We start from the raw sequence: 10871 nt of genomic DNA, 5'->3' as shown, positions 1-10871 counted from the left end.
CCGGCTACCGGGGAATGCCGAGCTGGCCGATCCCGACCGAGATGGTCGCGGTCTTGGAGATCTCCGAGCCGGCCGGCTGCGCCTGGGTGACGACCTTGCCGACCAGGTCGGTCTCCAGGGTGGCCTCCGGATGCTGATCGAGCTGGCTCGAGGATCCCGTCCAGCCCGCGCGCCGCAGCGCATCGAGCGCCTGCGACACGCTCAGGTTGTTCAGGTTGGGCATCGTGACCATGTTGCCGTTCGACACCCGGATCGTGACGGTGGCACCCTTGGCCGCCGCGCTGCCGCCCGTCGGGTCGGTGGAGACCACCTCGCCCTTGGGCTTGCCGGAGTCGATGTTCTCGACCTGGACCTTGAACCCGGCACCCTCGATGTTCGGCTGCGCGACGTCGAGGGTCTGGCCGACGACGTTCGGGATCCGGATCTGTTCCGGTCCGCTGCCGAGGGTGATCTTCACGGTGCCGTCCAGGGCCACGTTCGACCCGGCGTCCGGCTTCTGACCGACCACCTTGTCCAGCTGTTCGGGCGTCGACGCGGCCGTGCCGACCGTCGGGTCCAGCCGCAGCCCGATCGCGTTCAGTGCCTGAGCCGCCTGCGCCTGTGACATGCCGGTCAGCGTCGGCACCTCCACCTCCTGCGGACCGGTGGACACGTCGAGGGTCACGGTGGTGCCCTCGTCGGCCCTGGTGCCTGCGACAGGGATGCTGGCGATGACGTTGCCCGAGGCCACCTCATCGCTGGGCTTCGGCTGGGTCTGCACCCGGAAACCGAGGTTCTGCAGCGCGTTCTGGGCGTCCTGTGAGGTCTGGTTGGTGACGTTCGGGACGGTGACCTGGGCGGCCTTCGATCCGGGTCCGAGCGACCACAGGAAGGCGCCGACGATGCCGATCACCGCCAGGGCGGCGACCGACAGCAGAACCGCGCGCACGGCCTTGCGGCTGCGCGGTTGGTCGCCCTGGGGCGCGGCTGCCGCCATCTGCGCCGCCGGTGCGGGGGGCGGGGGAGGCGTCCCGTACCGGTTGGGTGCGTCCACGGCCCCGAGGATGGTGGTGCGGTCTTCGTCGTTCATCACCATCGGCGCGCCCGGACGCTGGCCGCCGAGCACCCGCACCAGGTCCGACCGCATGTCCGCGGCGCTCTGGTAGCGATTGGCCGGGTTCTTGCTCATCGCCTTGAGGATCACCGAGTCGAGCTCGCGCGGCACGTTCGGATTGACGCTCGAGGGCAGCGCCGGATCCTCCCGGACGTGCTGGTACGCGACCGCGACGGGGGAATCGCCCTTGAACGGCGGTTCCCCGGTGAGGATCTCGAACAGCACACAGCCGAGCGAGTAGACGTCCGAGCGGGCATCGACCTGCTCGCCGCGGGCCTGCTCGGGCGAGAGGTACTGGGCGGTGCCGATCACCGCGGACGTCTGGGTCATCGGGCTGGACGCGTCGGAGATGGCGCGCGCGATGCCGAAATCCATCACCTTCACCGCGCCGGCGCGGTTGATCATGATGTTCGCCGGCTTGATGTCCCGGTGCACGATCCCGTTGCGGTGGCTGAAATCGAGCGCCGCGCAGACATCGGCGATGACCTCCATCGCGCGCCGGGGCTGCATGGGTCCCTCGGTGCGGACGATGTCGCGCAGCGTCTCGCCGTCGACGTACTCCATCACGATGTACGGCAGCGGCCCGCCGTCGGTCTCGGCCTCGCCGGTGTCGTAGACGGCCACGATCGCCGGATGGTTCAGGGCCGCCGCGTTCTGCGCCTCGCGACGGAATCGGAGGTAGAACGTGGGGTCGCGGGCGAGGTCGGCGCGCAGCACCTTGATCGCCACGTCCCGGCTCAGGCGCATGTCGCGGGCGAGGTGCACCTCGGACATGCCACCGAAGCCGAGGATCTCGCCCAGCTCGTAGCGGGAAGAGAGCTTGCGGGGTGTGGTCATGGCTGTCCTTGCGGGGCCGGCTCGAGTTCCTCCGGCGTGGTCGTGGCGGTGGTGGTGCGGGTCGTCGTCGTGGTGGTCGTCGTGGTGGTGGTCGGTTCCGTCGTGGTGGTCGTCGGTTCCGTGGTCGTCGTGGTGGTGGTCGGTTCCGTCGTGGTGGTCGTCGGTTCCGTGGTCGTGGTGGTCGGTTCCGTGGTCGTGGTGGTCACGGGCGGACGACTGGTGGTGGTGACCACCGGCCGCGTCGTCGTCACCGGCGGCGGCGTCGGATCACCCGGCGCGCCGTCACCGTCGAACAGGAGGATGCCCACGGAGATCAGCAGGGCCGCGAGCAGCAACCCGCCGCCGCCCCAGGCCAGGATCTTCTGTCCCTTGGTCATGCCCGTCGCCACCGCCGGCACCGACCCGGAATCGGGGCCAGCATATTCGCGCTGGGATGTCGGCATCATCTGGGTCCCGACGATCGGCGGCACCGCCCCCGTCAGCTGCCCTGTCCCCGGCCGCGGCGGCAGGCCCGCACCGGGCAGCGGCGGCCTCGCCCCGGATCGGACCGCGGCGACCGCGTCGGCGAACTCCCCGCCGCTGCCGTACCGGGCGGCCGGATCCTTGGCCATCGTGATGTCGATCAGCTCGCGCACGTTCGGCGGCAGGTCCGCGGGCAGCGGGCTCGGCACCTCCTGAACGTGCTTCATCGCGACCGTCAGCGCGCCGTCGCCGGTGAACGGCCGACGGCCGGCCAGTGCCTCGTAGCCGACCACACCGAGCGAATACACATCGCTCGCGGGCGAGGCGTCCTGCCCGAGGGCCTGCTCGGGAGCGATGTACTGGGCGGTGCCCATCACCATGCCCGTGCGGGTCACCGGGGACGCCTCGACGGCCTTCGCGATGCCGAAGTCGGTGATCTTCACCTGGCCGGCCGGCGTGATCAGGATGTTGCCGGGCTTGACGTCGCGGTGCACCACGCCCGCCTCGTGCGCCACCTGGAGGGCGCGGCCGGTCTGCTCGAGCATGTCGAGCGCGTGCGGCAGCGCCAGTCGGCCCACCCGCCCGAGCACCGCGTTCAGCGGTTCGCCGTTGACCAGTTCCATCACCAGATAGGCGGTGGGCTGGCCGACGCTGTCGAGGGTCTCGCCGTAGTCGTAGATGCCCGCGATGCCCGGGTGGTTGAGCTGGGCCGTGGTGCGTGCCTCCGTGCGGAAGCGTTCCAGGAACTCGGGATCGGCGGAGTACTCCGACTTGAGGACCTTGACCGCCACCCGGCGGTGCAGCCGGTTGTCGGTGCCCTCCCAGACCTGGCCCATGCCGCCGGTGGCGATCAGCCGCTGCAGTCGGTACCGGTTCGCGATCACCGCGCCGTTGTTCAGACTCATCTCTCAGCCCCCCTGCCGCAATCCGGCTTCGATGACGGCCCGCCCGATCGGTGCCGCGACCGAGCCGCCGGTTGCGGCCAGGGCGCGGTCGCCGCCGTTCTCCACGAGCACCGCGATCGCGATCTCCGGGTTCGCCGCGGGCGCGAACCCGATGTACCAGGCGTGCGGCGGGGTGTTCCGGGGATCGGTGCCGTGCTCCGCGGTTCCGGTCTTGGACGCGATCTGGACGCCGGGGATCTTGTTGCCGCCGCCGGTGTTGTTCTCCGAGCCGACCATCAGGTCGGTGAGCGTCGCCGCCACCTGCGGTGACACCGCCTGGCCCAGCGACTCGGGGTGGGTGGTGGCGAGGTTCGACAGGTCGGGACTCTGCAGCTGGGCGACGAGGTGCGGCTGCATCCGGACACCGCCGTTGGCGACGGTCGCCGCGATCACGGCGTTCTCCAGCGGGGTCAGGGCGACGTCACGCTGGCCGATGCTGGACTGGCCGAGCGCGGCGTCGTCGGGGATCGATCCGACGGTGCCGTCCGCGATCGGCATCGGGATGCCCGGCGAATCGGGCTGGACGCCGAACCCGGCGGCCTCCTCCTTCAGTGCGTCCGCGCCGGTCCTGATGCCGAGCTCGACGAACGCGGTGTTGCAGGATCGGGCGAACGCCTCCCGGAGCGAGGCCGTCGGGCCGTTGCCGCAGGTGCTGCCGTTGTAGTTCTCCAGCGTGGTGTTGGTGCCGGGCAGGGTGATGTTCGGCGCCGCGGTCAGCTGGTCGTCCGGGTTGGCCCCGTTGCTGAGGGCGGCGGCGGTGACCACCACCTTGAACGTGGAGCCCGGGGGGTAGGTCTGCGAGATGGCCCGGTTGAGCAGGGGCTTGTCCTCGTCCTCGTTCAGCGTCTCCCAGGCCTGGGTGCTGACCGCGCCGTCGTGGCTGGCCAGCAGGTTCGGGTCGTAGCTGGGCGTGCTGGCCATCGCCAGCACCTCGCCGGTGCTGGGCCGGATCGCGACCACGGAGCCGGTGTAGCCCTTCGCGGTCAGCTGGTCGTACGCGACCTGCTGGACCACCGGGTCGATGGTGGTGACCACGTTGCCGCCGCGCGGGTCGCGGCCGGAGACCAGGTCGAAGAACCGTCGCCCGAACAGTCGGTTGTCGGAGCCGTTGAGCACCTGATCCTCGGTCCGCTCGAGTCCCGTGCTGCCGTAGAGCATCGAGTAGAAGCCGGTGACCGGCGCGTTGGCGAACGGGCTGGACGGCGCCGCCTGGTTCGGCGGGTACGTCCGGAGGTACTTGTACCGGTCATCGGTGGGTATCGACGCGGCGAGCACCTGGCCGCCGGCCGAGATCTGTCCGCGCTGACGGGAGTACTCGTCCAGGAGCACGCGCGAGTTGCGGGGGTCGGTGCGCAGGTCATCGGCCTTGATGACCTGCACGTAGGTGGCGTTGGCGAGCAGCGCCACCACCATCACCATGACCGCCATCGCGACGCGGCGCAGCGGCGTGTTCATGGGCGCCTCAGCATTTCGGTCGGTGCGTCCGCGATGGGGGCGGGTCCCTTCTTCGTCGGCTTCGCCGGCGTTCGCGCGGAGTCGGAGATCTTGATGAGCAACGCCAGCAACAGGTAGTTCGCCAGCAGCGAGGAGCCGCCATAGGACATGAAGGGGGTGGTCAGGCCGGTCAGTGGGATCAGCTTGGTGACGCCGCCGACGACCACGAAGACCTGGATCGCCACCGTGAAGGACAGCCCGGCGGCCAGCAGCTTGCCGAAGCTGTCACGCACGGCCAGCGCGGTCCGCAGCCCCCGGATGACGAAGATCAGGAACAGCATCAGCACGGCGGCGAGGCCGACCAGCCCGAGCTCCTCGCCGATCGTCGCGACGATGAAGTCGGTCTTCGCGAACGGGACCTGCGACGGACGCCCGCTGCCGAGGCCGGTTCCGGCGAGCCCGCCGGTCGCGAGGCCGAACAGCGATTGCGAGATCTGATATCCGGTGTTGTTGTAGTCGGCCAGCGGGTCGAGCCAGGTGTTCACCCGGACCCGGACGTGTCCGAAGAGCTGGTAGGCGAACACGAACCCGAGCGCGAGCAGGCCGCCGCCGATCAGCAGCCACCCGACCCGCTCGGTGGCGATGTAGAGCATCACCAGCACGGTGCCGAACAGCAGCAACGAGGTGCCGAGATCCTTCTCGAGCACCAGCACGCCGATCGAGACGACCCAGGCGACGAGGATCGGCCCGAGGTCACGGGCGCGCGGCAGGTCCATGCCGAAGAAGTGCCTGCCCGCCGCGGTGAACAGCTCGCGCTTGGACACCAGCACGGAGGCAAAGAAGATGATCAGCAGGATCTTGGCGAACTCGCCGGGCTGAATGCTGAAGAACGGCAACTTGATCCAGATCTTCGCGCCGTTCACCTCCGACATCGACGACGGCAGCAACGCGGGGATGGCGAGCAGCACCAACCCGGCGAGGCCGAGGGTGTAGCTGAACCGCGCGAGCAGCCGGTAGTCCTCGAGGAACACCAGCACCGCGATGAACCCGGCGATCGCGAGCGCCGTCCACAGCACCTGCTGGTTGGCGTCGGGGGAGGGGATCTCCCAGCCGAAGGAGGCCGCGGTCGCGGCGTCGGCGAGATCGAGTCGGTGGATCAGCACCAGCCCGAGACCGTTGAGCAGCGCGACGATCGGCAGCAGCAGGGGGTCGGCGAACGGGGCGAACCTGCGTACCGCGAGGTGGGCGATGACGAACAGGGCGGTGTAGGCGAGGGCGTACTTGGCCAGGTCGAGGGTGATCTTCTGCTCCTGGCTGGCCTCCACCAGCACCAGGGACAGGATGGTGATCGCGATCGCGCCGATGATCAGCAGCAGTTCGGCGTTGCGCCGGTTCGATTGAACGGGTGCGGGTGCGAACCCTCCCGCCGGACTCGGGAAAGACGGCCCCGACTGTGCCGCGGAGACAGACATCAGCGGCCGGTCCTGCAGTTCTGCCCGGGCACGTGTGCCTGGGCCAACTCGGAGGGAATTGGCGGCACCGCCGCCGTGGGACCGGGCGTCGGTGTCGCGGCGGCAGGCGCGGGCTCGGTGGGCGGCACGGCGGGGCTGGTGGGTGGTGCCGGGCTGGTCGGGCCGCCCGTCGCCGGGGGAGTGGTGCTCCCGGTCGCGGTGCTCGGGCACACGGGCAGCAGGTCGGCGGTGGCGAGCCGGCTCATCTGCCGCTTGGCGTCGTCGAGGCTCCCCGACGGGAGACCGGCGCGCACCTGCTCGCGGGCCGAGGGCTGGAGGTCGTCGACCATCAGCAGGGTGCAGTTCGTCGGCTCGGCGTCCGGCGTCACCAGACTCAGCGATCCGCTGTTGGTGATGCAGCCGACGAGGTTCGCCTCCTGCAACGAGTAGCCGAACACGGATCCGGGGACGCCGCGCAGCACGGTCACCCTGCTGTCGTCCGCACCCACGTAGTAGTTGCTGCGGATCAGGCCGCGCCCGATCACGAGTGCCGCCACCACGACGGCGATCAGGCCCAGCCCCACCAGGATCCAGGTCAGTCGTCGGCGCTTCGGCTTCGCGGCCGAGGTGTCGACCGGGCCGGTCACCCGGCGCGGGGTCGCCCGGGGCGGGCGCATGGCGGCGGCCCGCCCGGCGGCGGTGTCCGGGGGCGGGGCGTCGTCCTCGTCCTCGTGGGAGGCGGCGCCCGCGACGATCGGATGGCTCTGGCCGTAGTCGAGGTCGATGACGTCGGCGACGACCACCGTGACGTTGTCGGGTCCGCCGCTGCGCAGGGCCAGTTCGATGAGTCGGTCCGCGGCCTCGCCGTGCCCGCCCTCGCGCAGCACCTCCGCGATCGTCTCGTCGCTGACGACATCGGAGAGTCCGTCGGAGCAGAGCAGGTACCGGTCGCCGGCGCGGGCCTCCCGGACCGTGAGCGTGGGCTCGATCTCGTTGCCGGTCAGTGCCCGCATGATGAGGGAACGCTGCGGGTGGGTGTGCGCCTGCTCGGCGGTGATCCGGCCCTCGTCGACGAGGGACTGCACGAAGGTGTCGTCCCGGGTGATCTGGGTGAGCGCCCCGTCGCGCAGCAGGTAGGCGCGCGAGTCGCCGATGTGGACCAGGCCGAGCTTGCTGCCCGCGAACAGGATTGCGGTCAGCGTGGTGCCCATGCCGTCGAGCTCGGGCTCCTCCTCCACCTGGTCCGCGATGGCGGCATTGCCGGCGCGGGTGGCCGCTTCGAGCTTGCCGAGCAGGTCCTCGCCTGGCTCGTCGTCGTCGAGGTGAGCGAGGGCGGCGATCATCAGCTGCGAGGCGACCTCGCCCGCGGCGTGCCCGCCCATGCCGTCGGCGAGCGCGAGCAGACGGGCACCCGCGTAGACGGAGTCTTCGTTGTTCGAGCGCACCAGGCCGCGGTCGCTGCGCGCCGCGTATCGGAGGACAAGGGTCACGGGCGCAGCTCGATCACGGTCTTGCCGACGCGAACCGGGGTGCCGAGCGGTACACGGACCGCGGTGGTCACCTTCGCCCGGTCCAGGTAGGTGCCGTTGGTGGATCCGAGATCCTCCACGTACCAGTCGGTTCCGCGCTGGGAGAGCCGGGCGTGCCGGGTGGAGGCGTAGTCGTCGGTGAGCACGAGAGTGGAATCGTCGGCCCTGCCGATCAGAACGGGCTGCGTGCCGAGGGTGATGCGGGTGCCCGCCAGCGCGCCCTGCGTGACGACGAGGAACTTTGCCACCTTCGGCTTGCCGAACGACGGCAGCACCGACGAGCTCCCCGAATAGCGGGGCGGCACACGCACTCCCGAGGCGGCGTAGACGTCGCTGCGCAGGGTCCGGAGCACAGCCCAGACGAACAGCCACAGCAGCAGCAGGAAGCCCGCCCTGGTCAGCTGCAGGATGAGTCCCTGCACGGCGGTCCACCTCCTCTTTCGTGGCGATCGGGTGGTCCCGAACTCCGGCCTTTTACTGGCAGCATCTTATGGCGATGCAGCCTGTGTCGATCGCGTTATGCGTGCGCAACCACCATACGGAATCCGAAGAGGATTCCGCTGGTTCGGTTGTCACCGCCGTGGCGGTCAGAGGATACGGACCAGGATCTCGGAGTTGCCCGCGCGGATCACGTCACCGTCGGCGAGCTGCCAGTCCTGGACCGGTGCGCCGTTGACGGTGGTGCCGTTGGTCGAGCCGAGATCCGAGAGCATCGCGACCTGGCCGTCCCAGCGGATCTCGATGTGCCGGCGCGAGACCCCGGTGTCGGGCAGCCGGAACTGTGCCTCCTGTCCGCGGCCGATCACGTTGCGGCCCTCGCGGAGCTGGAAATTGCGGCCGCTCCCGTCCTCGAGCTGCAGGGTGACCGTGAAGGTGCGGTCGGCGTCGAAGCCCGAGTATCCGCCGGCGCCGTAGGGCTGCTGGTCGTATGCGGGGTAGTCCTGGCCGTACGCGTTCTGCTGGTAGTCGTAGCCCTGCGGGGCCTGCTGAGCGGGGTAGCCGGAGCTCTGCTGCTGGGGCGGGTAGGCGGGGGACTGCGGCGGGTAGACCGGCGCGCCCTGCTGGTAGCCGCCCTGTGCGTAGGGGTCGTTCCCGCCCTGGGCATACGGGTCGCCGGCGCCCTGTGCGTAGGGGTCGTTTCCACCCTGCGCGTAGGGGTCGTTCCCACCCTGCGCGTACGGGTCGTTCCCACCCTGCGCGTACGGGTCGCCGGCGCCCTGGGCGTAGGGGTCCTGGAAACCGCCGCCGTACGGCCGCTCGTAGCCGTTGCGCGGCTGCTCGCTCGCGTAGCCGTTGTTGCGCGGCTGCTCGCTCGGGTAGCTGTTGCCGTTGGCGTATCCGTTCGAGGCGTAGGCCGGTTGGTATTCGGGCCGGCCCTCGTTGTCCGCGGGCTCGCGGTTGGCGTCGTAGCCTGAGTTCTGCGTCATGGGGCCAGCTCCTGGGTTCGGATGAGCGGAGGGTCGAGGTAGCGGGACTGCGTGCACTTCCGGGCCGGGGCCGCGAGCCGGTGGCCGCCCCGCATCGGGGTCCACCGTCCCGCTGGTCCGGAACTGGCCCGTGTGCAGTGCATGGCTCGGTTCGAACCGCACGGTGATGGGGCCATAGGTCTGCCATCCCTGGTCGCGGATGAAGCCCTCAAGGTGTCGGGCGAAGGCCTTGACTGTCAAGTCCCGGTCTGTCGCCAGTTCGTCGTGATCGGATTCGTTGATCGTGATCACGTACATGTTGGGGGCCAGCAGGTGTCCACCGTCGAGATGCTGAACCCGGTCGGTGGCCTCCTGCTGCAGTGCAGATTCCACCTCCTGAGGCATCACGCCGCCACCGAACACCCGGGCGAAGGCATCCCCGACGGCGCCCTGCAGCTTGCGCTCGAATCGCTGGACGATTCCCATGATGGCTCCTCTCCGGTCCCGGTGGCGTGTCGCGGCCTCGACGCCGCCCCTGCATGATATCTACCTTCGCCGGGTGCCCGTGTGGGTGATCGCTTCCTTCGCAGGTCGGGGGGGCGAATCGTCATTCCGGGTGGGGACGTGTTAATGTTTCCGGCGTCGCTCGGGCGAGTGGCGGAATGGCAGACGCGCTGGCTTCAGGTGCCAGTGTCCTTCGGGACGTGGGGGTTCAAGTCCCCCTTCGCCCACCACACTGGCCGCAGCTGATTCAATCGCTGCGGCCAGTAGTTTTTTGCAGGGACCGCATCAGCACGCCGGTGCCGGCGGTGCTGGACAACTCCGCAGTGACCCGGAACGATCGCGCAGGTGACCAGCAGACCAGACGCGGCGCAGCAGCTGAGCGATCTCGCCCGGTTGCGTCGGGTTCGTGACCGGATCGACCGGGAGTACGCGCAGCCGCTGGACGTCGAGGCGCTGGCCCGCGACGCGCACATCTCGGCGGGGCACCTCAGCCGCCAGTTCCGGCTCGCCTACGGCGAGTCCCCCTATGCCTATCTGATGACCCGGCGCATCGAGCGCGCGATGGCGCTGCTGCGTCGAGGTGACCTGAGCGTCACCGAGGTCTGCTTCGCGGTCGGGTGCTCGTCGCTGGGCACCTTCAGCACCCGCTTCACCGAGCTGGTCGGCGTGCCGCCCAGCGTCTATCGACGCGAGGCGGGGCGCGCGACGGCGGGGATGCCCTCGTGCGTGGCGCAGCAGGTGACCAGACCGATCAGGAATCGAGAAGCGCCGGCCACCCAGCCGCACCTAGCGTGATCGTCATGGACATCACCATCTACTCGAGCTTCCTCCCGCAGGACGACCCGGACGCCGCCCTGGCCTTCTACCGCGACACCCTCGGCTTCGAGGTCCGCAAGGACGTCGGATACAACGGGATGCGCTGGATCACCGTCGGCCACCCGGACCAACCCGGCACGTCGCTCGTCCTCCATCCGCCTGCCGCCGACCCCGGCATCACCGACGACGAACGCCGCACGATCACCGAGATGATGGCCAAGGGCACGTACGCGATCCTCACCCTGGCCACCCCGGACCTCGACGCGACGTTCGCGAAGCTGGCGGCGAGCGGCGCGGACATCGTCCAGGAGCCGATCGAGCAGCCGTACGGCATCCGCGACTGCGCGGTGCGGGACCCAGCAGGCAACCTGCTCCGCATCAACGAGGTGCGCTGA

At 69.9% G+C, this 10871-nt stretch carries 9 protein-coding genes and 1 tRNA gene; 3 read left to right on the top strand and 7 right to left on the bottom strand.

Annotated elements, in window-relative coordinates; translation table 11 throughout:
• Positions 1 to 4: 4 nt before the first annotated feature.
• From pknB to ACFQS9_RS10635, 7 genes are all read right to left on the bottom strand, one after another.
• Complete coding sequence (pknB, locus tag ACFQS9_RS10665) at positions 5 to 1930, bottom strand: Stk1 family PASTA domain-containing Ser/Thr kinase (protein WP_378404322.1); 1926 nt, start codon at positions 1928 to 1930, stop codon at positions 5 to 7.
• Positions 1927 to 3297, bottom strand: a complete 1371-nt coding sequence (locus tag ACFQS9_RS10660) for a serine/threonine-protein kinase (protein ID WP_378404320.1) — start codon at positions 3295 to 3297, stop codon at positions 1927 to 1929. The genes pknB and ACFQS9_RS10660 overlap by 4 nt, the downstream gene beginning before the upstream one ends.
• 3 nt (positions 3298 to 3300) lie before the next feature.
• The gene (locus ACFQS9_RS10655) at positions 3301 to 4791 is read right to left on the bottom strand and encodes a peptidoglycan D,D-transpeptidase FtsI family protein (protein WP_378404318.1); all 1491 of its coding nucleotides are present in this window, start codon (positions 4789 to 4791) and stop codon (positions 3301 to 3303) included.
• Complete coding sequence (locus tag ACFQS9_RS10650) at positions 4788 to 6242, bottom strand: FtsW/RodA/SpoVE family cell cycle protein (RefSeq protein ID WP_378404316.1); 1455 nt, start codon at positions 6240 to 6242, stop codon at positions 4788 to 4790. The genes ACFQS9_RS10655 and ACFQS9_RS10650 overlap by 4 nt, the downstream gene beginning before the upstream one ends.
• Complete coding sequence (locus ACFQS9_RS10645) at positions 6242 to 7711, bottom strand: PP2C family protein-serine/threonine phosphatase (protein WP_378404314.1); 1470 nt, start codon at positions 7709 to 7711, stop codon at positions 6242 to 6244. Before ACFQS9_RS10645 ends, ACFQS9_RS10650 begins: the two co-directional genes overlap by 1 nt.
• On the bottom strand, positions 7708 to 8172 hold the full coding sequence (locus ACFQS9_RS10640) for an FHA domain-containing protein FhaB/FipA (RefSeq protein WP_378404312.1): 465 nt from the start codon (positions 8170 to 8172) through the stop codon (positions 7708 to 7710). Before ACFQS9_RS10640 ends, ACFQS9_RS10645 begins: the two co-directional genes overlap by 4 nt.
• A 165-nt stretch (positions 8173 to 8337) precedes the next feature.
• The gene (locus ACFQS9_RS10635) at positions 8338 to 9642 is read right to left on the bottom strand and encodes an FhaA domain-containing protein (protein ID WP_378404310.1); all 1305 of its coding nucleotides are present in this window, start codon (positions 9640 to 9642) and stop codon (positions 8338 to 8340) included.
• Positions 9643 to 9804: 162 nt separating this feature from the next.
• On the opposite strand from ACFQS9_RS10635, the gene ACFQS9_RS10630 reads away from it, so the two are divergent.
• The 3 genes from ACFQS9_RS10630 (at position 9805) to ACFQS9_RS10620 (ending at position 10871) form a co-directional block, all read left to right on the top strand.
• Positions 9805 to 9890 (top strand) — tRNA-Leu (locus tag ACFQS9_RS10630).
• Between the two features lie 115 nt (positions 9891 to 10005).
• Positions 10006 to 10455: a helix-turn-helix transcriptional regulator gene (locus ACFQS9_RS10625; RefSeq protein ID WP_378404308.1), complete on the top strand. Its 450-nt coding sequence runs from the start codon at positions 10006 to 10008 to the stop codon at positions 10453 to 10455.
• A 5-nt stretch (positions 10456 to 10460) separates the two neighbouring features.
• A complete protein-coding gene (locus tag ACFQS9_RS10620) occupies positions 10461 to 10871 on the top strand; it encodes a VOC family protein (protein WP_378404305.1) in 411 nt (136 codons plus the stop codon).

Source organism: Rhodococcus daqingensis, assembly GCF_042665615.1.
In the GTDB taxonomy this organism is placed as follows: domain Bacteria; phylum Actinomycetota; class Actinomycetes; order Mycobacteriales; family Mycobacteriaceae; genus Rhodococcus_G; species Rhodococcus_G daqingensis.
Note: the sequence above shows the minus strand (reverse complement) of the source record. Positions and strands in the feature narration are given on the sequence as shown.